Raw genomic sequence first — 20,484 nt, 5'->3', positions numbered from 1 at the left:
TCCTGGGTCACCGGCGGGCTGTCATGAGTACGGCTACTCATGTGCAGGTCACGACTCGTCCAGCAGCCGGGCGCACCGGATCAACCCCAGGTGGGAGTAGGCCTGCGGGTGGTTGCCCAGCGACCGTTCGTTGACGGGGTCGTACTCCTCCGGCAGCAGTCCCGTCGGCCCGGCGAGGCCGGCGAAGCTCTCGAACAGCTCCTCCGCGTCGGCGCGGCGGCCGACCAGCAGGTAGGCCTCGATCAGCCACGCCGTGCACAGGTGGAAACCGCCCTCGTCGCCGGGCAGGCCGTCGTTGCGCAGGTAGCGGTAGACGGTCGGGCCGCTGCGCAGCACCTCCTCGATCGCGACGACCGTGGCGTGGAAGCGCTCGTCGGCCGGGTCCAGCAGGCCGGACAGGCCCACGTGCAGGGACGCGGCGTCGAGGTCCGTGCCGTCGTAGGCGGTGGTGAAGGCGCCGACGCCGGGGTTCCAGCCGTGGCCGAGCACCTCGGCGGCGATCTTGTCGCGCAGCACCGGCCAGCCGGGGTCGAGTTCGCGGCCGAAACGGGTGGCGAGGGTGATGGCGCGGTCGAGCGTCTGCCAGCACATGACCCGCGAGTAGACGCGGTGCCTGAGGACGTGCCGTTCCTCCCAGATGCCGTGGTCCGGCTCGTTCCAGCGGCGCGTCACGGCCCGCACCATCGCGGTGACGACCTGCCAGTCGCGGTCCGCGAGCACACCGCGGGCCACCGCCAGGTCGTGCACGAGGTCGGTGATCGGGCCGAAGACGTCGAGCTGGACCTGCTGGTCGGCGAGGTTGCCCACGCGCACGGGGCCGGAGCCCGCGTAGCCGGGCAGGGTGTCGATCACGACTTCCGGGCCGAGCGTGGTGCCGTGGATCGTGTAGAGCGGGTTGAGGTGTTCCGGTCCCGGCACGGTGGCGAGCACGCGGTGCAGCCAGTCCAGGAAGGCCTCCGCCTCGTCCGCGGATCCCAGCGACACCAACGCCTGCACGGTGAGGGCGGCGTCGCGCAGCCAGCAGTAGCGGTAGTCCCAGTTGCGGATGCCGCCGATCTGCTCGGGCAGCGAGGTCGTGGCCGCGGCGAGCACGGCGCCGGTGTCGCGGTGGCACAGGGCGCGCAGGGTGAGTGCGGATCTTCGCACCATGTCGCGCCGGGTTTCCGGAAGTCGCAACGACTGCGCCCATCCGGGCCAGTCAACGTCCTTTTCGGACGGTTCGTCCCAGCGCAGTTCGAGCGTCGCGGGCGAGGTGAGGACCGCGGTCGCCGTGCCGTTCGTGATCTGCCAGTCCACGCCGGGCGAACGCAGCTCGATCTTGGTGCCTGCCAGGCGAAGGCCTTCGTCCGTTTGCTCCAGCCGCACGGGCGCACGGCCGAAGTCGGGGCGGGGCGCGAACTCCACGACCGCGGGCACCCTCCCCTCCACGACGCGCACGAGGCCGTCCGCGAGCCGGTCGGTCACCTGCAGACCGGTCCACCGCGTCTGCACGGACATCGTGCCGGGTACATACCGTTGGCCTAGCGGCAGTTGGTCTTTTCGGGGCCGGATCGAGAAATGGCCGTCGCCACCGAGGAGTTTGGCGAACAATGCCGGTGAGTCCGGCGAGGGCTGGCACAGCCACGTCACGTCCGCGTCCGGCGTGACCAGGGCGAGCGCACGGCGGTTCGACAGCAGGCTGTGCCGTTCGATGGGCACGGCCGGGCGCACCGGAGCCTCCGTCAGCTCCGTCAGCTCAGTCATGAAGTCCGTCACGACCGGCACCGTAGGAACTCGCAAGGGCCATCGGACCTGCGTTGGCCAAGACTTAGGTCCGCCCTAAACCTTTCTTATTACATCAGTTGCGGATGCGTGGATTGTTCGCGTTGAGGCATCTCGATAGGGTCCGCGTATCACTCCTGAGCATCACGAAGGCGGCTATCTTTGATCGGGCAGCGTGGACGACCGCCGTCGGATGCCGATCTGATCGATGCCGTCCGCGACGGCAAGATCGAGTCCTACGGCAAGCTCTACGAACGCCACGTGCGAGCCGCCAACATCCTGGCGATGCAGCTGTCCACGTCCTCCGCGGACGCGGACGACCTCGTGGCGGACGCGTTCGCCAAAGTTCTCTCGGTCCTGCGCACCGGCGGCGGTCCCGGCGCGGCCTTCCGGCCCTACCTGCTGACAGCGGTACGCCATGCGGCCTATGACAGGACCCGCAAAGCGCGTCGGCTGGAGCTGGCGGGCGACATCGAGGAAGTGCCCGGCGCCGTGCGGGTGACCAGCGTTCCGTTCCGCGACAAGGCGGTCGAGGACCTGGACCAGGCGCTGGCGGCCTCGGCGTTCGCCTCGCTGCCCGAGCGGTGGCAGACCGTGTTGTGGCACACCGCGATCGAGGGCCAGTCGCCGGGCGAGATCGCGCCGCTGCTGGGCCTGACCGCGAACGGTGTCTCCGCGATGGCGTTCCGTGCCCGCGAAGGCCTGCGCAAGGCGTTCCTGCAGGCGCACGTGGCGCAGGAGCCCAAGGAGAAGTGCCGCACCACGGTGACCAAGCTCGGTTCCTGGACGCGCGGCGGGCTCAAGGGCCGCGAGGCCGGTCAGCTCGACTCGCACCTGGACGACTGCTCCGACTGCCGCAAGCTCGCGAGCGAACTGGCCGATGTCAACGGAGCGCTGCGCGGCCTCGTCGCGCCGTTCATCCTCGGCACGGGCGCGGCCGGCTATCTGGCCGCCGGCGCGAGCACCGGCGCCGGGGTGACGATCAGTGCCGCGTCCTGGTTCGGAGTGGCGGCCTCGGCCGCGGCGGTCGTGGTCGTCGCGGGCTCGGGCGTCGTCACCTCGAACAACGCGGATCCGCAGATCGCCGCTCCGGCGACCACGTCCACCGTCACGGTGGTGACCGCACCGAGCGGTTCGCCCTCGCCGTCGATCTCGATCACCGCTCCCGCCGCGAGTTCCGGCGGGCGTGCCCCGTCCACCGCGGCGAGCGCGCCGGGACCGTCGATCTCCGCCGCGCAGTCGAAACCCACCACGCTGGAGGTGGCGGCGCCCAGCAGCTTCGACATGACCACCAGCGGTCCGCCCAAAGAGCTGAGCATCGGCATCACGAACACGGGCTCCGAGCCTGCCGCGTTGCCAACGTTGACGTTGAACCTGCCGGACAAGATCAAGACCGTCGGGGCGGGCAAGGTGCCGGAGGGAACGATCGGCTGCCCGGCGGGCAAGGGCACCGTGACCTGCGGCGGCGGGCAGACGCTGGAGCCGGGCGAGACCATCACGTTCCTGGCGCGCGTGCAGGCCGGTCCGAAGGCGGGGGACGACACGATCACGGGCTCCGCGGGCTCGTTGCCGTTGCGCATTCCCTTGACCGTCGCACAAACGTAGACGGTTATTCCACTTCGGACAGCGAAACCGCGCGAACCGACGCACGATGAGCGGGTGGAGGAGCTCACGGCGGCCCTGGCCGTGCTCGAAGCGCCGTTCCGCACGCTCGTGGACGACTCGGAGTGGGCGCACGCGAGCATGGAGGGCATGGTGCTCGACGTCGGCCGGTGGTGGACCGCCGACGCCGAGACGCGGCTGTCGCCCCAGATCACGTTCAGCGTCGCCTTCAGCGAGGCCGGTCGCCTCCAGGGCGGGGTGTACGTGGAGGGCTACATCTGGACGGAGGGCAAGGCGGTCCCCGCCGGGTGGTGCGGGGTCGGCGACCGCGTCGTCTACGGGCCGCGGGCCGAGGCTTACCTGGGAGTGCCGTTGTCGCCGCACTTCTGCCACCGCATCCAGCAGCGCAACGGCACAGCCGCGGTGCTGATGAGCAAGCACCCCAAGCTGTTGCCGTTGCTGCGGGACGGTCTGCCGCGCGGTGCAGTGCTGCCCGGCGGCAAGCCGGGGCCGCGGTCACAGCTCTAGCGCAGCGAACCTCTCCTCGGCCTCTTTCTGGTGCCGCGCCGCCTCTTCGGGATCCGCGACCGCCTTCGCGAGGTGCTTGTGCGCGTTGGCCGCCTCCCGCCGGTCGTCGATCCGCTCCGCCAGCTCCAGTGCTTCGCGCAACGGCACCACCGCCTCCGCCGGGCGTCCGGCGGCGGTCAGCACCACGCCCAGGTAGTTCAGCACCACGGTTTCCGTTGTGACGTCACCGATCGCCCGTACGGCCGTGAGCGCCGAACCCAGCTCGACGAGGGCCTCCTCGTGCCTGCCCATCGCGTGCAGGATCATGCCGAGCGCGCTCAGGGTGTCCGCCTCGTCGCGGCGGCTGCCGAGTTCGCGCATGAGCTTCAGCGCGGACGTGCAGGCGTGCAGCGCCTCGTCGTAACGGCCGAGTGCGCTGTAGATGTTGCTGACGTTGCTCAGGGCCTGGGACTCGAGGTGCCGGTCGCCGAGCTGCCGCGCGACCGTGATCGCCTGCTCCAGCAGGTCGGCCGCCTCGGCGTGGCGGCCCAGCGTCCGGTAGACCAGCGAGAGGTTGTTGAGCGTGCCCGCCTCGCCCTGCAGGTCGCCCAGCTCGCGCAGCAGCCGGATCGCGCGCTCGTTGTACTCGATGGCCTCCTGGTAGCGCGTGGTCTGCCAGAAGTACATCGCGTAGTTCTTCACGGTCATGGCGAGGGCCGGTGGGTTGTCGTCCACGGCCTTCAGCGCGTACTCGTGGATCGTGGACCAGTCGCGGGTGTGACCGCGCACCATGGTGAAGTACGTCATCGCGCGGGCGAGCTGCCAGGTGTGCGTGTGCCAGCCGCCTTCGAGCGACAGCGCCACCGCGGCGACGAGCGTCTGGCGTTCGGTCTCCATCCACTCCACGGCGTGGTCGTAGTCGCGCAGCACGAGCCGCGACGCCGGCCGGTAGGTGATGTCGACCTCGTACTTCCTGGACGCGGGCGACATCAGCTGGGTCGCCTGGTTCGCGGTGTCCAGGAAGTGGTCCAGCAGCCGGGTCAGCGGCTCCCGCGACGAGTCCACTTTGGACTGCGCGTACTGCCGCAGCAGGTCGTGCAGCCGGTAGCGGCCGAGCGTCGTGGACTCCAGGAGGTGGACGTCGACGAGGTCCTCGAGCATGCCGTCGCAGTCGAGCTGGTCGAGCTCGGCGAGTGCGGCGGCCTGGTCGACGTCGAAGTCCGTGCCGTGGTGCAGGCCGAGCAGGCCGAACAACCGCTGGTGCGCGGCGGGGAGCTGGCCGAACGACAACGCGAAGACCGCGTCCAGCTCGGATAATCGCCCCTCGCGCAACCGGGTCGCGAGGTGCGCCGTGGTCCAGGTCGGCCGGCTGCGCAACCGGCCGGCGGCCAGCCGCACGGCCAGCGGCAGCCTGCCGCACAGCTCGACGATCTCGCGGGCCGCAGGATCGGTGCCGCGTTCGTCGCCGACGATCGTGGCGAACAGCGCCAGTGCCTCCGCCTCGGACAGCACGTCCAGCGTCAGCGTCGAGGTGCCTTCCAGCTCGACCAGCCGCGCTCGTGACGTGACGAGCACGAGCGATCCGGGCACGCCCGGCAGCAACGGCCGCACCTGGTCGGCGCTCGCCGCGTTGTCCAGCACGACCAGCAGCCGCCGGCGGGACAGTTCGGCGCGCCACAACGAGGCCCGCTCGTCGAGATCCGTCGGGATCTCCTCCAGGCCGAGCGCGCGCAGCAGCACGTCCAGCGCGTCCGTCGGTTCGACGGGCGCACGACCGGCCGTGTGCGCGTGCAGGTCGATGAACAGCTGACCGTCCGGAAATTCGAGGCGGTGCGCCAGATGCACGGCCAGCGTCGTCTTGCCGACGCCGGGCATGCCGTCGATCGCGGAGATCACCACCGCCGATTTTCCGGTGACCGCGCGTGTGAGCCGTTCAAGCTCGGCGGTGCGGCCGGTGAAGTCCGCGACGTCGCGCGGGAGAGTGTTCAGCGACGGCCGGGGCTCATCGCCGCGCAGCAACCGTGCGTGCATCTCACGCAGTTCGGCACCCGGATCGGTGCCGAGCTCCTCGGCCAGCAGCACGCGCAGGTCCTCGAACGTCTGCAACGCCTCGGCCGGCCGTCCTGCCCGATGCAGCGCGTGCATGAGCTGCAGCCACAGCTGTTCGCGCAACGGGAACTGCTTGGTCAGCCGCCGCAGCTCGCCGACCAGCCGTTCGCCCTGGCCCAGTTCGATCGCCAGCCGGGCGTGCTGCTCGGCGACGGTCAACCGCCGCTCCTGCAACCGGGTCAGCTCCGCGACCAGGCTCGGGCCGACGGTCAGGCCTTCCAGCGGCAGGCCGCGCCACAGCGCCAGCGCCTCCGCGTACCTGCTCACCGCCGCCGGGTGGTCGCCGTGCCGCAGCGCGTCGTCGCCGGCCGCGCTGAGCTGCTCGAAGACGCTGACGTCGACCTCGTCGGCCGGCACCTTCAGCCGGTAGCCGCCGGGCACGGTGACCAGGTCGTCCAGCACGAGCTTGCGCAGGGCAGCCACGTACGTGCGAATGTTTGATTCAGGGGCTACGGGTGGAGATTCCCACACCGCTTCACTCAAGTGTTCAAAACTGACCGATTCGTTGGCACGCATCGCCAACGCCGCCAGCAGCGCCCGTTGCCGGGGCCCGCCCAGCCGCAGTTCCACGCCTGCGCGCCAGATCTGCAGCGGCCCAAGAAGCCGATACCGCACTGACCCTCCTCGTTCGGGCATGGTGCCAGACCTCGGGGCGGCTGTGCGGAATTTGTGCGGACGATCTTCGAAACTTGTCCGATGCCGCTGCCGAGACCCGAACACGCAGAAGCCGACCGGCCGTCGCGGGTGCCGCACTGGAAAGGCGAGGCCGCCCTACGATGAGTTCATGACCGAGACGGCTAAACGGCGCCCAGGGCCGCGCATCGAAGAGGTCGCGCGGGTCGCAGGGGTGTCGAAGTCGACCGTCTCGCGCGTGATCAACGACGAGCAGTACGTCAGCACGAAGTCGCGCGAGGCCGTGCACGCCGCGATCGCCGAGTTGGGCTACTCCCCCAACCAGGCCGCGCGAGCGCTGGCCGGCCATCGCGCCAACGCGATCGCGCTCGTCGTGTCCGAACCGTCCGGCCGGGTGTTGTCCGACCCCTTCTTCGCCGGGGTGCTGCGAGGGGTGCACGCCGAACTGGCGGGCAGGCACGTCCAGCTGCTGCTGATGATGAGCCAGCCGTCCGACACCGACGACCTGGTCACGTACCTGAGCAGCGGGCACGTCGACGGGGCGTTGCTGGTCAGCCTGCACGGCGACGACCCGCTGGTGCCGATGCTGCACGAGATCGGCCTGCCGACCGTGTCCGGAGGGCGGCCGCTCGGGACCACGGCTGTGCCGTTCGTGGACGCGGACAACTTCAGCGGCGGACTCGAGGCCGCGCGGCACCTGGTGTCGTTGGGACGCAAGCGGATCGCCACGGTGGCGGGCCCGAAGGACATGGCCGCCGGTGCCGACCGGCTCAGCGGGTTCAAACGCGGGCTGAGCGAGGCGAGGATCGCCACCGACCTGGTCGCGCACGGCGACTTCACGCCGGAGAGCGGCACGAAGGCCATGGAACAGCTGCTGCGCAAGGCTCCCGACCTCGACGCGGTGTTCGTGGCGGCGGACATCATGGCGCTCGGCGCCCTGCAGGTGCTGCACGCGAAGGGCAGGCGCGTGCCGCAGGACGTGGCGGTGATCGGGTTCGACGACTCGGTGTTCGCCGCGACCGCGACGCCGCCGCTCACCACGATCCGCCAGGACGTCGAGGAGCTCGGCCGCACCATGACGTGGCGGCTGCTCGCGGAGCTCGCCGGTGAGGAAGGGCTGCCTCCGTCGCTGCTGCTGCCCACGACCCTCGTCAAGCGGTCAAGCGCCTGATCAGGTCGATCACCTCGTCGACGTGCTCGCGGTGGGTGCGGTGGCTGAGCACGCAGATGCGCAGCGTGAACCGGCCGCCGAGCCTGGTGCTGGACAGGAAGAACTTCCGCGACCCGTTGATGCGGCTCAGCAGTTCCTCGCTGGCCTCGTCGCCGTGTTCCGACCTGAAGACGACCACGGTGAGGTCGGACGGGAGCAGTTCCAGGCCGGGGATCGTGGCGAGTTGTTCGCGCAGGTGGTCGGCGAGGTCGTGCTTCTCGTCGAGCGCTGCCCGGAACGCGGCGACGCCGTGCAGGTGCAGCGGCAGCCAGATGCGCAGGCCGCGGAACTCGCGGGTCAGCTCGGGACCGAGGTCGGAGTAGTCGGGCACGCCAGTGCCGTGGTCGAGGTCCTGCAGGTAGTCGCCGTCGGCCACGTGCGCGGCACGCAGTTTCGCCTCGTCGCGGACCAGCAGCACGCCCGTGCCGTAGGGCAGGAAGAGGCTCTTGTGCGGGTCCCACGCGATGGAGTCCGCTTTGCCGACTCCGGTGAGGATCTCGCGGCCGCGTTCGGTCAGCTGGAACGCGCCACCGTAGGCACCGTCGACGTGGAACCACAGGTCCTGCTCGCCGGCGAGGGTGGCGATGTCGTCGAGCGGGTCGACGACGCCGGTGCTGGTCGCGCCCGCCGTGCCGACGATCAGGAACGGCCTGCGCCCCTGGTCGCGGTCCTCGGTGATCATGGCTCGCGCGGCTTGGATGTCCATGCGCAAGTCGGCATCGGTGGGAACGACGCGCAGGCTGTCCGGGGCGAAACCCGTGATGTGGGCGGCCTTCGCGACGCAGTGGTGGGTGTGCGGGGTGACGTAGATGGTGCCGGTCGGATCGTGGCTGCCGAGACGGTCCTGCCTGGCGGCGTGCACCGCGGAGAGGGTGGCCAGGGAGGCGCCGGTCGTGAAGATGCCGCTCGCGCTCGCCGGGAGCCCGAACTCGGCGCACAGCCAGCGGATCACGCTGTGCTCCATCGCGACGAGGGCGGGAGCCGTGGACGCGACGCCGGTGTAGCGGTTGGTGGCCTGGGCGGCGAACTCGGCGAGCACCGAGCTGTAGAGGCCGCCGGCCGGGAAGTAGGCGAGATAGCGCGGGCCCGCGGTCTCCACGGCCTGGCTCGCCGCGCCGGCGAACTGCGCCAGCAGGTCAGCGAGTTCGCCGGGGGTTTCCGCCGGTGGTGGGGGCAGGAGGGCCGTGCCCGGTGTTGAGGCGGGTGCGGCCTCCAGCCCTTCGATGAACTCCTCGACGAAGGCGGTCACGGTCTTCGTCCACTCGGCCCTGGTCTCGCGGTCGGGCTGCAACATGAGCACACGGTACGAACCTCTGCCCGCCTGGTGCTCGCGGGATTCCGTCGTGCAGGTCGCACTACGCCTGCCACGGCGTGTCCAGCGCCATGCTGTTCTCCTCGGGTGAAGATCTTGAGCCCAATGGGCCAAAAGTAGCGTGAAAGCGCTCTCCCGGAAGATCCGCGTCTCAGCCCGGAGCAGAGGGAAACGGTTACATCGGTGATCTTGAGCGCTGCGTGACGGTCGGAGTCGATTATCACCCGTTCGGCACAACTTCGCGGCACTCTCGGTAACACCTGGAGTGGTCTCTCGATGGTCAGGCGTACGAACGCCCACTCCGAGGGAGCCTGCAGTGATCGAGAACTCGGCCGCCGGTCTGGTGATGGTGCCCGGTGAGGTGACGGTGACCGTCACCGGCGAGGAACACCACCAGCCCGTGCTGGCCCGGTACGACGTCCCGGCCGGTGTGACGCGGCAGGTCGCGGTGCACCTGACGTGGTGCATGATCGCCGCCGGCCGGTACCGCGGTCAGCGCGGCATCGAGGTGCGGCTCGACGGGCAGCGGGTCGGTGAGCTCACTTTCCTGATGTCGCAACGGTATGCGCCGGTGCTGATGCACGTGGAGTCCGGTGGCCACGCGACCGGGTGCGCGGCGCTGGTGCAGCGCGGCGCCAACGGGTTGCTGCAGGTCGTGCTGCGGATGCCGCGCGAGGTGCCGCGCGGCGCGGTGGTGCCGGTGCCGGCCAAGTCCTGGGTGGCGCCGGTGGCGATCGGTGCGGCCAGCCTGCTCGCGTTCGTCTTCGCCATCGGCGTGGTCGGTGCGGCGATGAGCGACGGACCGTCCAAAGTGAACAACGCGTCCGAGCTCACCACGACCGCATCACCCACCACCACAACGACTACGACGGTGGTGCCGCCGACCAGCACAACGACGACGACCACCACGACGACCACGACCACCACTCCCCCGGCGGTCGCGCAGCCGAAGCCGCAGCCACAGCCCAACCCCCAGCCGCAACCGCAGCCCCAGCCGGCACCACAGCCGGAGCCGAAGTGCGACCCCAACTACAGCGGCTGCGTGCCGATCGCGTCCGATGTGGACTGCCAGGGCGGCAGCGGAAACGGGCCCGCCTACGTGGCAGGCCCGATCCGCGTCACCGGAAGCGACATCTACGGGCTGGACAACGACAAGGACGGCATCGCCTGCGAGTGACGTCAGCGCTGGACGAAAACGCTGTTCGCCTGGAACGTGATGTCGGGCTGGCCGGTCTTGCCGTCGATCGGGTAGGGCCGGCCCGTGCAGTCGTCACTCGCGAACAACGACGCGGTCTTGGTGCTGTTGTTGTAAGCCGAGCGGACCCGCCCGCCCCAGCCGTGTTCGACGAGGTCGACGCACGCCGAGGAACCGATCGGCATGACGTTGAACCGCGCGCCTTGGTAGTTGGTCTTCTCCCAGGCGCAGAACGCGTCGGTGAACGGGCAGTCCGGCGCGGCGGCCTGAGCCGCCGGAGTGATCGCGAGACCTGCCAGAGCGCACAGCAAAACAGCGATCTTCTTCATGAGTCCTCCCCAGTTTCCCCTTGTCTGGCACCATCCCTCCGCTGCGGGGCCCGGGTCAAGGCTTTGCCGGACCGGAACTTGGCAGAATGGTCCGCGTGGAGATACCCGGGGAAGTACTCGCCGCGGTCGGCGAGGACGCGGTCTGGTCCAACGAGCACGAAGGACTGTCCGGAGATGTGTGGCGGGCGGGGTCCAGTTACGTCAAGCGCGCCGGCGTGGACGAGCGCGATCGGTTGCGGTGGCTGGGCGAGCACTTCGAGGTGCCGGAGATCAAGGCGTTCGCGAACGACTGGCTGGTGCTGGCCGACGTCGGAGCACCCTCGCTGGCCGCCGCCGATCCGGTCCTCGCGGGAACGGTCATGGGCACGGTGCTGCGGTCGTTGCACGCGTTGCCGGTCGCCTCGTGCCCCTTCGACGCACGTATTCCTGTCGTGCTGGACAAGGCGCGGCGCAACGTCGAGGCGGGCCTGGTCGATCCGGAGGACTTCGACGACGACAACCGCGGGGTGACGCCCGCCGAGTTGCTGGAGCGGCTGATCGCCACCGCGCCCGAGGACGAGGATCTCGTGGTGGCGCACGGGGATTTCTGCCCGCCGAACGTGCTGCTGCGCCCGGACGGTTCGACCGTGCTGATCGACGTGTCGAGGCTCGGTGTCTCCGATCGGCACCGCGACATCGCACTGGTGCACCGGGAACTCGGCGAGGAGGCCGTGGACGCGTTCACGCGCGCCTACGGCCTCAACCCCCGCCCGGAAATGCTGTCCTGGTACCGGTTGCTCGACGAGTTCTTCTAACCCCGCTCGTAGGGCGTCTTCTCCCCCGCCTCGACGTCGAACGGCAGGTGGTTGCCCGCGGGTGGCAGCGGGCAGGTGGCGAAGTCGGTGAAGGCGCACGGCAGGTTCGTCGCGCGGTTGAAGTCGAGCACCACCTTGCCGTTGCTCGGCGTCGCGGCGATCTGCCGGTTCGCCGCGTACGTGGTGACGCCGCTGGTGGAGTCCGTGAACAGGATGCTCAGCCCGCCGTTGCGGCCGTTGAACGCCGTCAGCGTGTGCTCGGCGCCGTCGTAGGTGAACCGCACACGGCCCGGTGCTTCGTACACGTGGCTGAGCCCTTCCACCACCGCACCGACCGTGGTGGGAATGGGTGCGTCGAACGGTTCGTAGACGCCCTCCAGCACCCACCGCGGCGAGGGCTCGTACGACGGGACGCCGCGGAAGTCCTGCAACACCTGGGCTTTGGGGTCGTGCACACGGATCAGGTAGCCGCCGCGCCGGGCGATCTCGATCTCGACGTCGCCTGCCTCGACGCGGGTGCCGGGGCCGCTCTGGACGAGTTCGAACCGGGTCGGTTCGGTGCCGTCCTGCGGGTCGAAGTAGGCCGCGTCGTCGTCTTGCCACCACACGCCCGGTAGGCCGTCATAGGCACGAGGCGTCGTCTCCAGCCAGTCGAGCGAAACGAGCGCGAGCCACCCGTACGGGTCGGCCAGGCTCTTCTCCCGCTCCGTCTTCCAGGTTTGCCAGTCCTCCGCGAAGCCGCTCATGTCCATGCCAACGGGCCAGGAGCCGCCGCGCTTCCCTGTTCCAGTGGATGAGAAGGACCTAGTCTGGTGCCATGCGCTGGCTACTGGGGGCCTTGCTGATCCTGTCCGCCTGTGGTTCGGAGGCACTGCCTCCCGTGTCCACCACCACGCGGCCGTCGATCAGTCAGGAGGAGCAGATCCGTGAGGTGCACCGCACCTTCGTCCGGGCGTGGAACGCCACCAACAGCAAGGAAGCACTGCCCGTGCTGTCGAGGCGGTCGGCCGAGTACGTCGAGACGCTGCGCGGGCACGCGTTGCGCAGCACCGAGGAGCAGCTCGTCACCCTGCAGTTCGGTGACCGGCTCAAGGTCTACGAGCTGCGTGCCTCTCCCAAGCTCGAGGTGGTCCGCGGTGGTACCGCCCACGACCTGCTGACGCTGGTCGTCGAACTGGAGGGCAGCCCTCTCGAGGAAACCGCGCTGACCGGTCTCGAGGTCCGGGACACCTCGGCGTCGGACGGCACCTGGGCGTTCCACCACGAGGGCGGCGAGTGGAAGGTCAGCCTCGCGGAGGTCGTGCGGGCAAAGGGCGCCGCGCTGATGCGCGACATCGAGGAGAAGGGGGTCTCCCCTGACGTGTACGTCATCGGCTCGTTGCGGCTCGAGTACGGAGATGACCGTGCCCTCGAGATCCTCAAACCGCTGAACTGACGAGGGCGTGCCCTAGCTCGGTCCGGGCGTAGAGCACGCTGCGCCCGTGGCGTTGCGTGGTCAGCAGGCCGGCGTCGCGCAACGCTCTGAGGTGCTGGTTAACAGCCGAGGTGGTCACCCCGATGCGCCGCGCGATGACGGTGGACGAGCCCGGTTCCGCAAGCCCGGCCAGCAGATCCGCCCGCACCTGGCCGAGCACGCCCGCCAGCGCGGCGGGGCCGCGGGTCCGCCCGGTCTCCCACAGCGTGCCGGCACCGCGGGCGGCGTAGATCAGCAACGGCGGCGCGGCGGGGTCGACGGGAACGGCAGTGCGGCGGACGAACACGCTGGGCATCAGGGTGAGGCCCTGCCCCCTCGACTCGACGCGCCACGGGTCCACCCCTGCGATCCGTACCCGCACAACCGGGCTGTCGAACGTCACGCGTTCGGAGATGCCGGCGAACATCGCCGCCATGCCGCGCTGGGCCATCTCGCGGCCGCGATGGGCGATGTCCGCCTCGAGGACGGCGCGCATCCGGTCCCAGTGACCGGCCACAGCGTTGTGCCAGTACGACTCCAGGGCCGCCAGCAAACGTTCGCGGTCTCGCAGCACCGCCGGCACGTCACCGAGCACGGCGCGGAAGTCCCGCCGCATCGCGCGCGTGGAGACCTCGCGGAGTTCGGCGAACTCGTCCTCGATCCGGGTGAACGGCGACCGCGGGCGAGGGCTGAGGAAGTCCGGTGTCCACCCGCGCCCGGTGGACAGCGCCAGCAGCACCTCCAGGTCCACGTCGCGAACCTGGCGCACCCACGGCAGGTGCAACGGGTACTTGGCCGGGTCCTTCAGCACGCGGAGGCTGAGCGTGAGCTCGTTCAACGGGGACACGGCGAACCTGACGTCCGCCAGATCGGACTCCCCGAGCATCACCTCGATCATGTAGCACAACGCTACATCAGTTACGCGCGACCGCGGTCGCCGACAAGCTCCTGCGCATGTGGAGTGACATGCGGCTGGCGTTGCGGATCGCGCACGAGGCAGCCGAGTTGGCGAAGGTGGCGTTCGTCTCGGACACCCTGCACGTGCGGTACAAGGCGGACGGCAGCGAGGTGACGGCGACCGATCTGGCGGTCGAGGATCTGGTGCGCAGGCGGCTGGCCGAGGCCGTGCCGGACGACGGTGTCGCCGGAGAAGAACGTCCCGAGCGGCGCGGCACCTCCGGACGCCGCTGGCTCGTCGACCCCATCAGCGGCACGGCCGATTTCGTGCGCGGGAGGCCGACCTACTCGGTGGACCTGGCGTTGGAGAACGCGCTCGCGGTCTCGGTGATGCCGTCGCTGGGCATCACGATGGCGGCCGGGCGCGGCATCGGCTGCCGGGTTTTCCGGGGCAAGCGTGAAGAAGTGGCCCGTGTGTCCACACGAGACGCCGTCGACGGCGCACGGGTGTGCTTGCACGGCAAGAAGAAGCCTGTGTTGGAGCGCTGTGTGGTGGTGGACAACGCCACGTCGGTGCTGCATCTGGTCACAGGTCAGGTGGACGCAGTGGTCGTCGCCGGTGCCGACCTGGACGAGTTCGACCTCGCGTGCCTGCCGGTGCTGGTGGAGGAGGCCGGCGGCCGCGTCACCGTGGCCGGAGGCGTCGTGCTGGCCACCAACGGTGTCCTGCACGACGCCTTCCTCACCCTTCTGGAGACCCACCTGGGAGTCGAACCCAGTCCTACGGCTTTGCAAACCGTTACACGACCGTCGTGACGTGGGTCGGGCATCGCGCGTCCTGGTGTCGAACCAGGCACTCCGGGGTTATGAGCTCCGGATGACCACCGGGTCCCGCGCGATGGGGTGACCGACCGGACTCGCACCGGCTTCGACCAGGATCACAACCTGGCGCCTCGTCTGCTTCGGCTTCGGTCACAGCTGCCCGTCGAGGACTCGAACCTCGATCTCCGCGTTCAGAGCGCGGTATCCGTGCCAATTGGACCAACGGGCAACAAAAAAGCCGCCTCGTCGCAGCGGCGACGGGACGGCTCCCCGGGACATGAGTCAGATCATGCCGAGGAGCACCAGACGTGCTGATGACACATGTGCTGCATCACGGCTGGCTCCCTTCTCCGGTTCGTTGCGATCACTCTGACGGATGGTGGTGCGGCGGCGCAACGCATTATTCAGGCTTGCAAAAGTTTGCAGATCATGACCCGTTTCTTTAGTAATCCTCAAGCCGACTTGCGGAAAACTTTTGCAACGTCTTTCCTGGACCGCTGACACACCCCATCGGAAGGCTCAGGACATGTCCCAGGACTGGTGGCGACACGCCGTCATCTACCAGGTCTACGTGCGCAGCTTCGCCGACTCGAACGGCGACGGCGTCGGTGACCTGCCCGGCATCCGCTCACGCCTGCCCCATCTGCGCGACCTGGGCGTCGACGCGGTCTGGATCACGCCGTTCTACGCGTCGCCGATGGCCGACGGCGGCTACGACGTGGCGGACTACCGCGCGGTGGACCCGCTGTTCGGTGAGCTCGACGACGTGCGTTCGCTGGTCGCGGACGCGCACGCGATGGGCATCCGGGTGATCGTCGACATCGTGCCGAACCACAGCTCCGACCAGCACGAGTGGTTCCAGGAGGCGCTGGCCGGGCGTGGCCGTGAGCGGTACATCTTCCGCGCGGGCGTCGGGGACCAGCCGCCGAACGACTGGGAGTCGGTGTTCGGCGGGCCGGCGTGGACGCGGGTCGCCGACGGCTCCTGGTACCTGCACCTGTTCGCGCCCGAGCAGCCGGACCTGAACTGGGACCTGCCGGAGGTGCGCGCGGAGTTCCTCGACGTGCTGCGGTTCTGGCTGGACCTCGGCGTCGACGGGTTCCGGGTGGACGTGGCGCACGGGATGATCAAGGCGCCCGGCCTGCCGGACATCGGGCACGCGGACCAGCTGAAGCTGCTGGGCACGGAGGCGTTGCCGTTCTTCGACCAGGACGGTGTGCACGAGATCCACCGTGAGTGGCGCACGGTCGTTGACTCCTACCCAGGTGAGCGCGTGCTGGTGGCGGAGGCGTGGACGCCTTCGGCTGAGCGGACGGCGTTGTACCTGCGTGCCGACGAGATGCACCAGGCGTTCAACTTCCACTACCTGACCGCGGAATGGACGCATCAGGCGCTGCGGTCGGTGATCGACTCGTCGTTGGCGGCGGTCGCACCTGTTGGTGCGCCTACTACGTGGGTGCTGTCCAACCACGACGTGCAACGGCACGTGACGCGGTACGGCGGCGGCGAGACCGGTGTGCGGCGAGCGCGCGCTGCGCTGGCGTTGATGCTGGCGCTGCCGGGGTCGGTGTACCTCTACCAGGGCGAGGAACTCGGCCTGCCGGAGGTGCTGGACCTGCCGGACGACGTGCTGCAGGACCCGATGTGGGAACGGTCCGGGCACACCGAACGCGGCCGGGACGGGTGCCGCGTGCCGCTGCCTTGGACGACGTCCGGGCAGTCGCTCGGCTTCGGTTCCGGCGGATCGTGGCTGCCGCAGCCGGCGGACTGGGCCAAGCTCAGCGTGGAGGCCCAGGCGGATGACCAGGACTCGATGTTGTCCTTCTACCGCACCGCTTTGCGCGTTCGCCGCGAGCACCCCGCGCTCGGTGCCGGCCTCACGTGGGTGGACGGGCCAGCCGACGTCCTGTGGTTCGAGCGGGAGGGTGTCGCGTGCGCGGTGAACCTGTCCGGCGAGGTCGTCGAGCTGCCGGATCCCGGCGCGGTGCTGCTGGCGTCGTCGTACTACGGGGTGCGGGACGGTCAGCTGCTCCTGCCGCCGGACACCGCCGTCTGGTGGAAGCTCTGACCTGCGCTTTCGCCTGATCAACAAGAACTGTCAGACCCCCTGGGTACGGTCGGTGGACATCAGCTCCGGATCGGATTCAGGGGGATGGCAGTGCGCAGGTGGGAGCTCATCGCGGGTGGCTCGGCGAAGTTCTGGGAGGTCGGGCGGGACTCCTCGTCCGTGACGGTCCGGTTCGGCCGGCTGGGGGCGGCCGGGCAGACCCAGACCAAGGAGCTCTCCTCGGTGGAGGCGGCCGAGGCGCACGTCGCGAAACTGGTGGCGGAGAAGGAGAAGAAGGGCTACCAGAGCACCGAATCCGCACCTGAGGCTGTTCCCGCGGTGTCACCTCAGCCTCCTCGCGACGAGGAGACGTGGGTGATGCCCGCGGAGTGGTTGCGGCAGGCCAGACGCCGGCGGGACGCGAGACCGTTGCCGGAGTTCGTGGTGGATTCCGTGCTGGCGCAGGAACTTCGCGCTCAGGTGGCGGCCTACAGCGACAAGATAGCCGAGGTGCTGGCCCACCCGGACTCCGACGCCGACCTGCTGCGGGTGCTGCGAGCCCAGCTCGAAGGCCGCCCAGACCCCCGTGGTGCCGCGATGCTCGCGAAGGTGGCCCAGACCGCCGACTCGCCGGTGCACTGGTGGATCGAGGACTTCGGCCTCCCGTTCGCCGCGGCGGCGGCCGTGCACTACGCGACCGGGCACGTGCGCAACTTCAAGGACTGGCAGACCGAGGAGTGGTCCGGCAACCACCTGCACTGGGAGATGCCGTACCACGTCACGGAAGACACCTTCGAGGAGAGGGTGCTGACCCAGGTCCGCACCGCGCTGGCGGCCGCGGACGTTGCGACGTACGACGCGGCCCTGGCCGAGCTCGAGACCGTCGGCGACACGTGGTTCGGCCAGATCGCGCGGGCCTTCCTGGCCCCGACGCGGCACGACTGGTTCGAGGAGGCGAACGCCGTTCCGCGGGGGCCGTCCTGGCTGGTGTGGTGCTCGGCGAGCACGGCGGAGCAGCTCGGCCGTGTGCAGGTCGACCACCTGATCTGGTCGGACGTCGCCATGTACACCGCGTTGCACCTCCTGGGTCCCGCGCTCGCACCGGTGCTCGACGCGGAGCTGCGGTCGAACGCGGAGTGGCTCCCGGTGCAGCGCAAGCGGGCGCTGGAGGTGCTGGCGGCGCTGCCGACCGATGAGGCGTTCCTGCTGCTGCTGAACCGCCTGAAAGAGAAGTACGTGCGGTCCGCGCTGGTGTCCGCGATGGCCGCGTTCCCGTTGCGTGCGGCCCGTCTGCTGGCACCGCGCGCGGCCGGTGACCCGGAGATCCGCCACCTGCTCCGAGTGCACCTGCTGCACCACCCGGACCTCGCGCTGCCGCCGGCCACCGCCGCGCTGCTGGCCGAGACGAGCTTGCTCACCCTGCCGGACGCACCGGTCTCTGCTTTGCCCCGAGTGCTGGCCGATCCGCCGTGGGCGCACCGCCGTCCGCAACCGAAGCCCTTGGTGCTGAAGGATCTTCCGGTGCCCGCCGCGCGGATCTCGTGGCTGGACGGCGAACACGAGAAGTGGCTGGAGTTCAGCAACCCCTGGACCACGTGGACCGCCCAGCACTGGCAGGACTTCGCCGGGGAGGTCCGCTCCCGCAGGAACCCCCGCCACGACCACCGGCTCTTCGAAGCCGGGCCGGAGGAGCTCGCCCGTCCGCTGCTCGCCGACTGGGTGCCCAGTGACACCTGGGACAGCGAGAACTGGGGCAAGCGCATCACGGCCCGGTTCGAGATGGACGCCCTCCCCGCGATGCTGCGCCTGGCGGCGCGCGACCCGCACGTGTCCGGCGTGGTCCTGCTCCCGTTCGCCACCGCCGAGGTGGCCGAGCTGATGGCGGACTGGTTGGTACGCCTCAAAACCGCGCGCACGTTCGCCGTGTCCTGGCTCGCCCGCCACGGCGAGACGGCCGCCCGCCTCCTGCTGCCCGCCGCGTTGGGCGTGGCGGGCCCGCACCGCCGCAACGCCGAGTTCGCCCTGCGCCACCTGCACCTGGAGACCGGCCTCGACGTCGTCGCCATCGCCACCTCGCTCGGCGAGGAGGCGGGCTCAGCGATCCGAACCCTGGTCGAGGTCGATCCGATCGACGTCCTCCCGGCGAAGCTGCCGGTGATCAGCGAGTGGGCCGACACCCGCCTGTTGCCTCAGATCCTGCTGACCGACCGCGATTCAGCTCTGTCGGCGGAGGCGGCGAAGAACCTCCTGATGACCGCGGCACTGTCCAAACCGGACGCCGTGTACGCCGGCCTGCCACCCGCCGCCCAGGTGTGCGACCGCGAGTCGCTGGCGGAGTTCGCCTGGGCGGTCTTCTGCCGCTGGCAGGACGAGGACGCACCGGCGAAGGACGGCTGGGCCCTCACCGCACTCGGCTGGTTCGGCGACGACGACACCGTGCGCAGGCTAGCGCCCGTCCTCCGCGCCTGGCCGGGCGAGAGCCAGCACGCCAAGGCCGTGGCGGGCCTGGACGTCCTGGCGCAGATCGGCACCGAGACCGCCCTGGCCCACCTGAACAGCATCGCGGAGAGGGTGAAGTTCAAGGGCCTCAAGGCTCGCGCCCAGGAGAAGGTGGCCGACATCGCCGCCGGCCTGGGCCTGTCCCGCGACCAGCTGTCGGACCGCCTGGTCCCCCGCCTCGGCCTGGACGACGCCGCGACCCTGGTGATCGACTACGGCCCCCGCCAGTTCACCGTCGGCTTCGACGAACAACTCAAGCCCTACGTCCTCGACCCGGACGGCAAGCGCCGCAAGGATCTCCCCAAGCCGGGTGCGCGCGACGACCAGGACCTGGCTCCCCAGGAACACAAGCGCTTCACGGCGTTGAAGAAGGACGTCCGCACAGTCGCCGCCGACCAGATCCACCGTCTCGAACGCGCGATGGTCGACCAGCGCACCTGGACGGCCGCCGAGTTCCGCACCGTCCTGGTGGCCCATCCGCTGCTGTGGCACGTGGTCCGCCGCCTGGTGTGGGTCACCGACGAGGGCCTGTCCTTCCGCGTGGCCGAGGACCGCACCCTGGCAGGCGCGGGCGACGAGGAGTTCGCCCTCCCCGGCGAAGCCACCGTCCGCGTGGCCCACCCGGTGGACCTGACCGGCACCCTGGAGACGTGGGGTGAGGTGTTCGCGGACTACGAGATCCTGCAACCCTTCCCGCAACTGGGCCGCCCGACCCACGCCTTCGTCCCCGGTGAAGACCGCATCCCGCAACTGCAGAAGTACGTCGGGCACCCCGTGCCGGTGGGCAAGGTCCTCGGCCTCACGAACCGGGGCTGGGTCCGCGGCCCAGTCCTGGACAACGGCGTCGAAGAATGGATCACCCGCCCCCTGCCCGCCGGCGGCGCCCTCATCGCCAAGCTGGATCCCGGCATCGCCATCGGTGCGATCGACGTCTTCCCCGAGGTCGGGTTCAGCGCCCTGTGGTTCTCGCAAAGCGGTGAAGGCGACTGGGTCGCACCCCCGGACGGTGGGCCGGCCAGCTTCGACGTGGACCCGATCACCGCCTCCGAACTGCTCTCGGAACTGGCTTCGCTGCAGGCATGACCTGCGCGTTCTGGTGATCGACAAAATTGTCAGACCGGCTGAGTACGGTCGCCGACATCAACTCAGGATCGGATTCAGGGGGATCGCGGTGCGCAGGTGGGAGCTCGTCGCTTCAGGCTCGGCGAAGTTCTGGGAGATCGGGCGGGACGGGTCGTCCGTGACCGTCCGGTTCGGACGGCTGGGGGCGGCCGGGCAGACCCAGACCAAGGAGCTGCCGTCGGCGGAGGCGGC

14 protein-coding genes, 3 tRNA genes and 2 pseudogenes are annotated in these 20,484 nt (G+C 69.9%); 10 read left to right on the top strand and 9 right to left on the bottom strand.

What is annotated here, in order from left to right:
* Positions 1–48: 48 nt before the first annotated feature.
* Positions 49–1,755, bottom strand: coding sequence for a glycoside hydrolase family 15 protein (locus ACIA8G_RS02195; RefSeq protein WP_396416408.1), 1,707 nt, complete (start codon positions 1,753–1,755; stop codon positions 49–51).
* 168 nt (positions 1,756–1,923) lie between these two features.
* Here ACIA8G_RS02195 and ACIA8G_RS02190 point away from each other — a divergent pair, with 168 nt between their 5' ends.
* The gene (locus ACIA8G_RS02190; protein ID WP_396416407.1) at positions 1,924–3,366 is read left to right on the top strand and encodes a sigma-70 family RNA polymerase sigma factor; all 1,443 of its coding nucleotides are present in this window, start codon (positions 1,924–1,926) and stop codon (positions 3,364–3,366) included.
* A gap of 54 nt (positions 3,367–3,420) precedes the next feature.
* Positions 3,421–3,891 (top strand): hypothetical protein, encoded by a 471-nt coding sequence (locus tag ACIA8G_RS02185; protein ID WP_396416406.1) that lies wholly within the window; start codon positions 3,421–3,423, stop codon positions 3,889–3,891.
* Here ACIA8G_RS02185 and ACIA8G_RS02180 read toward each other — a convergent pair.
* Complete coding sequence (locus ACIA8G_RS02180) at positions 3,880–6,615, bottom strand: BTAD domain-containing putative transcriptional regulator (protein ID WP_396416405.1); 2,736 nt, start codon at positions 6,613–6,615, stop codon at positions 3,880–3,882. The two genes, ACIA8G_RS02185 and ACIA8G_RS02180, sit on opposite strands and share 12 nt — an antisense overlap.
* Before the next feature lie 148 nt (positions 6,616–6,763).
* Here ACIA8G_RS02180 and ACIA8G_RS02175 point away from each other — a divergent pair, with 148 nt between their 5' ends.
* A complete protein-coding gene (locus ACIA8G_RS02175; RefSeq protein WP_396416404.1) occupies positions 6,764–7,783 on the top strand; it encodes a LacI family DNA-binding transcriptional regulator in 1,020 nt (339 codons plus the stop codon).
* Here ACIA8G_RS02175 and ACIA8G_RS02170 read toward each other — a convergent pair.
* A complete protein-coding gene (locus ACIA8G_RS02170; RefSeq protein WP_396416403.1) occupies positions 7,764–9,116 on the bottom strand; it encodes a pyridoxal phosphate-dependent decarboxylase family protein in 1,353 nt (450 codons plus the stop codon). The two genes, ACIA8G_RS02175 and ACIA8G_RS02170, sit on opposite strands and share 20 nt — an antisense overlap.
* Positions 9,117–9,450: 334 nt before the next feature.
* On the opposite strand from ACIA8G_RS02170, the gene ACIA8G_RS02165 reads away from it, so the two are divergent.
* On the top strand, positions 9,451–10,311 hold the full coding sequence (locus tag ACIA8G_RS02165; protein WP_396416402.1) for a hypothetical protein: 861 nt from the start codon (positions 9,451–9,453) through the stop codon (positions 10,309–10,311).
* 2 nt (positions 10,312–10,313) lie between these two features.
* Here ACIA8G_RS02165 and ACIA8G_RS02160 read toward each other — a convergent pair whose 3' ends face one another.
* The gene (locus ACIA8G_RS02160; protein WP_396416401.1) at positions 10,314–10,658 is read right to left on the bottom strand and encodes a peptidase inhibitor family I36 protein; all 345 of its coding nucleotides are present in this window, start codon (positions 10,656–10,658) and stop codon (positions 10,314–10,316) included.
* 95 nt (positions 10,659–10,753) lie between these two features.
* Here ACIA8G_RS02160 and ACIA8G_RS02155 point away from each other — a divergent pair, with 95 nt between their 5' ends.
* Positions 10,754–11,452, top strand: coding sequence for an aminoglycoside 3'-phosphotransferase (locus tag ACIA8G_RS02155; RefSeq protein WP_396416400.1), 699 nt, complete (start codon positions 10,754–10,756; stop codon positions 11,450–11,452).
* Here the strand turns inward: ACIA8G_RS02155 and ACIA8G_RS02150 are convergent.
* Entirely contained in the window at positions 11,449–12,198 is a 750-nt protein-coding gene (locus tag ACIA8G_RS02150; RefSeq protein WP_396416399.1) for a DUF1684 domain-containing protein, read from the bottom strand. The genes ACIA8G_RS02155 and ACIA8G_RS02150 overlap by 4 nt on opposite strands.
* Before the next feature lie 71 nt (positions 12,199–12,269).
* On the opposite strand from ACIA8G_RS02150, the gene ACIA8G_RS02145 reads away from it, so the two are divergent.
* Positions 12,270–12,887: a hypothetical protein gene (locus ACIA8G_RS02145; protein WP_396416398.1), complete on the top strand. Its 618-nt coding sequence runs from the start codon at positions 12,270–12,272 to the stop codon at positions 12,885–12,887.
* On the opposite strand, the gene ACIA8G_RS02140 is transcribed toward ACIA8G_RS02145, so the two are convergent.
* The gene (locus ACIA8G_RS02140; RefSeq protein ID WP_396416397.1) at positions 12,871–13,803 is read right to left on the bottom strand and encodes a DUF5937 family protein; all 933 of its coding nucleotides are present in this window, start codon (positions 13,801–13,803) and stop codon (positions 12,871–12,873) included. The two genes, ACIA8G_RS02145 and ACIA8G_RS02140, sit on opposite strands and share 17 nt — an antisense overlap.
* Positions 13,804–13,859: 56 nt before the next feature.
* Between ACIA8G_RS02140 and ACIA8G_RS02135 the strand changes: the two are divergent.
* A pseudogene (locus tag ACIA8G_RS02135) lies at positions 13,860–14,450 on the top strand (inositol monophosphatase family protein); the annotation flags it as partial.
* 103 nt (positions 14,451–14,553) lie between these two features.
* Here the strand turns inward: ACIA8G_RS02135 and ACIA8G_RS02130 are convergent.
* The 3 genes from ACIA8G_RS02130 to ACIA8G_RS02120 all read right to left on the bottom strand — a co-directional run bounded on the left by ACIA8G_RS02130 (position 14,554) and on the right by ACIA8G_RS02120 (position 14,853).
* Positions 14,554–14,626: transfer RNA gene (locus ACIA8G_RS02130), tRNA-Cys, on the bottom strand.
* 75 nt (positions 14,627–14,701) lie between these two features.
* Positions 14,702–14,778 (bottom strand) — tRNA-His (locus ACIA8G_RS02125).
* Between the two features lie 2 nt (positions 14,779–14,780).
* Positions 14,781–14,853 (bottom strand) — tRNA-Gln (locus tag ACIA8G_RS02120).
* Between the two features lie 297 nt (positions 14,854–15,150).
* Here ACIA8G_RS02120 and ACIA8G_RS02115 point away from each other — a divergent pair.
* The 3 genes and pseudogenes from ACIA8G_RS02115 to ACIA8G_RS02105 form a co-directional block, all read left to right on the top strand.
* Positions 15,151–16,692, top strand: a complete 1,542-nt coding sequence (locus ACIA8G_RS02115) for a glycoside hydrolase family 13 protein (protein WP_396416396.1) — start codon at positions 15,151–15,153, stop codon at positions 16,690–16,692.
* Between the two features lie 90 nt (positions 16,693–16,782).
* Entirely contained in the window at positions 16,783–20,253 is a 3,471-nt protein-coding gene (locus tag ACIA8G_RS02110; protein ID WP_396416395.1) for a WGR and DUF4132 domain-containing protein, read from the top strand.
* Positions 20,147–20,482 (top strand): annotated as a pseudogene (locus tag ACIA8G_RS02105) (WGR domain-containing protein); the annotation flags it as partial. The gene ACIA8G_RS02110 and the pseudogene ACIA8G_RS02105, both read left to right, overlap by 107 nt.
* Between the last annotated feature and the right edge of the window lie 2 nt (positions 20,483–20,484).

The sequence above is a fragment of the Lentzea sp. NPDC051213 genome (assembly GCF_044455585.1).
Taxonomy (GTDB): domain Bacteria; phylum Actinomycetota; class Actinomycetes; order Mycobacteriales; family Pseudonocardiaceae; genus Lentzea.
Note: the sequence above shows the minus strand (reverse complement) of the source record. Positions and strands in the feature narration are given on the sequence as shown.

Excerpts from the sequence above, each read along its gene's own strand:
- ACIA8G_RS02180 (WP_396416405.1), bottom strand. The coding sequence starts at position 6,615 with ATGCCCGAACGAGGAGGGTCAGTGCGGTATCGGCTTCTTGGGCCGCTG.
- ACIA8G_RS02175 (WP_396416404.1), top strand. The coding sequence starts at position 6,764 with ATGACCGAGACGGCTAAACGGCGCCCAGGGCCGCGCATCGAAGAGGTC.
- ACIA8G_RS02170 (WP_396416403.1), bottom strand. The coding sequence starts at position 9,116 with ATGTTGCAGCCCGACCGCGAGACCAGGGCCGAGTGGACGAAGACCGTG.
- ACIA8G_RS02160 (WP_396416401.1), bottom strand. The coding sequence starts at position 10,658 with ATGAAGAAGATCGCTGTTTTGCTGTGCGCTCTGGCAGGTCTCGCGATC.
- ACIA8G_RS02150 (WP_396416399.1), bottom strand. The coding sequence starts at position 12,198 with ATGAGCGGCTTCGCGGAGGACTGGCAAACCTGGAAGACGGAGCGGGAG.
- ACIA8G_RS02145 (WP_396416398.1), top strand. The coding sequence starts at position 12,270 with ATGCGCTGGCTACTGGGGGCCTTGCTGATCCTGTCCGCCTGTGGTTCG.
- ACIA8G_RS02140 (WP_396416397.1), bottom strand. The coding sequence starts at position 13,803 with ATGATCGAGGTGATGCTCGGGGAGTCCGATCTGGCGGACGTCAGGTTC.
- ACIA8G_RS02115 (WP_396416396.1), top strand. The coding sequence starts at position 15,151 with ATGTCCCAGGACTGGTGGCGACACGCCGTCATCTACCAGGTCTACGTG.